General features: G+C 65.2%; 3 protein-coding genes. 2 read left to right on the top strand and 1 reads right to left on the bottom strand.

Annotated features, from left to right (window positions below):
- Positions 1-141: 141 nt before the first annotated feature.
- Positions 142-564: an acyl-CoA thioesterase gene (locus DBR12_RS15580; protein WP_108618099.1), complete on the top strand. Its 423-nt coding sequence runs from the start codon at positions 142-144 to the stop codon at positions 562-564.
- Between the two features lie 42 nt (positions 565-606).
- Here DBR12_RS15580 and DBR12_RS15575 read toward each other — a convergent pair whose 3' ends face one another.
- Positions 607-1,182 carry a polymer-forming cytoskeletal protein gene (locus tag DBR12_RS15575; RefSeq protein WP_108618098.1) on the bottom strand — a complete coding sequence of 192 codons (576 nt, stop codon included), beginning with the start codon at positions 1,180-1,182 and terminating at the stop codon, positions 607-609.
- Between the two features lie 187 nt (positions 1,183-1,369).
- Here DBR12_RS15575 and DBR12_RS15570 point away from each other — a divergent pair, with 187 nt between their 5' ends.
- On the top strand, positions 1,370-1,825 hold the full coding sequence (locus DBR12_RS15570) for a MerR family DNA-binding transcriptional regulator (protein WP_108618097.1): 456 nt from the start codon (positions 1,370-1,372) through the stop codon (positions 1,823-1,825).
- The last annotated feature ends 26 nt before the right edge of the window (positions 1,826-1,851 follow it).

Genomic DNA, 1,851 nt, shown 5'->3' with positions numbered 1-1,851 from the left:
CCGTGGTGGCGCATGGGGGACAATTCCGGTTGTTGTTTTTACCGACCCGGCTGATGCCAAAGTGGTTTTATATGGGCGAGCCGCCTTGCGAAACCCCTGGTTCCTCCAAGGATTGGCTCAGCCCCAACCGAGATTGTGCCCATGTCTGCCGTTTTCAGCCCACCACCCGCCGCATTGCCCACCGACAAGGAACTGGTGCTCAAGGTCATCCCCATGCCCGCCGACACCAACGGCAACGGCGACATCTTTGGCGGATGGGTGATGGCGCAGGTGGACCTCGCGGGCTCCGTGCTGCCCGCGCGCTACATCCAGGGCCGCATGGCCACGGTCGCGGTCAATGAATTCATCTTCAAGCAGCCCGTGCGCGTGGGCGACATCCTGTCGTTCTTCTCGGCCATCACGCGGGTGGGCAACACCTCGGTCACCGTGGAGGTGGAGGTGTATGCCGAGCGTTTTTCTGCCCAGGGGCAGTATGTGAAGGTGACCGAAGCGCGCCTGACCTATGTGGCGATTGACCACCAGGGCCGCCCGCGCCCGGTACCCAAGCACGACGCACCGGCCTGATCGCGGCGCGGGTGCGTGAATGCTGCGCGGCCGCAGCGTTCTTCAAGCAGCCAGTGCAGCGACCGGGTCGGTGCGCAAAGGCGCGGCCCCGCGCTGCAGGTGACTGCTGCTGGAGGAAGACGATGACGACGAGGCAGAGAACCCCGCCTCGATCTCGCCCGCCAGCTGGCCGCCCTCTTCCACCACCAGCTTGCCGTAGCGGATCTTGCCGTTGACCTTGCCGGTGCTGTAGATCACGAGCTTTTGGCGCACGGTGAGTGTGCCGTTGAACTCGCCGTGGATCTCGGCAATATCGATCTCGGCCGAGCCCTTGAAGGCCCCGTTCTCCGAGATCTGGATCACGCGCGAATCCATGGTGGCTTCCACCGTGCCTTCGACCACGAGGGTGTCGCAGTCGGTAATCTCCACACCCTTGAGCTTGATATTGGGGCCCACCGTGAGCTTGCTGCCCGAGCTGTCGCTGGCGCTGCTGGGCTTGGGGGCAACCGGTGCGGTCGGCTGCGCCGACGATGCACTGCCCACCCCGCTACCGCCCAACACGGAGCCTGAAGTGGTGCTGCTGCGGGGTTGGAACGACTCGGGTTCACGCTTGCCAAAGAAAGGGTTTTGCACGGCCATCAGATCTCCTTGAAAAGAGGCCATGCTAGGTTTCGCATCCGGCGAAAGATGCCCCTGTTACGCAAGAACAGTAACCAAACGGTTCGGTCGTTGCATGCGCTTGCAGGGCTTGCAAGACCACACAGCGTGACACCCCCTGTCACCTGCGCAAGCTTCGCGCAGCGCGAAGCTTGCTAGTCTGCCACCCATGCAGATATCCGAACTCGCCCGCCTCACCGGCGTCACCGTGCATGCGCTGCGCCACTACGAACGCGCCGGGCTACTACAGCCTGATCGCCTGCCCAATGGCTACCGCCACTATGCCCCCTCGGCGCGGCGCGAGGTGGTGTTCATTGCCATGTCGCGCGCACTCGGGTTCGGCGTGCCGCAGATCCGCAGCCATCTGCTCGCCTGGCGGCGTGGCCGCATCGGCCCCGGTGGCCTGGCTGATGTGGTGCAGGCACGCGCTGACGATATCCAGGCACAGATCGCGGCGCTGCAGGCCCAACACCAGCAGGCGCTGGACCACGTGCAGTGGCTGCGCGCCCGCCAGGTGGAGCAGGAAACACGCCAGCGCCCTGCGGCCAACGGCACCCCGCCGCGTGCACCCTGGCCCCGGGTGCGCCGCGCCCCCACACCACCTTTACAAGGAGACCGCCCATGACCCCCGACACATCCACGGCCGACACC

The sequence above is a fragment of the Acidovorax sp. HMWF029 genome, assembly GCF_003060895.1.
Taxonomy (GTDB): Bacteria; Pseudomonadota; Gammaproteobacteria; order Burkholderiales; family Burkholderiaceae_C; genus Acidovorax.
Note: the sequence above shows the minus strand (reverse complement) of the source record. Positions and strands in the feature narration are given on the sequence as shown.

Coding starts and splice junctions, on each gene's coding strand:
- DBR12_RS15580 (WP_108618099.1), top strand. CDS start 142: ATGTCTGCCGTTTTCAGCCCACCACCCGCCGCATTGCCCACCGACAAG.
- DBR12_RS15575 (WP_108618098.1), bottom strand. CDS start 1,182: ATGGCCGTGCAAAACCCTTTCTTTGGCAAGCGTGAACCCGAGTCGTTC.
- DBR12_RS15570 (WP_108618097.1), top strand. CDS start 1,370: ATGCAGATATCCGAACTCGCCCGCCTCACCGGCGTCACCGTGCATGCG.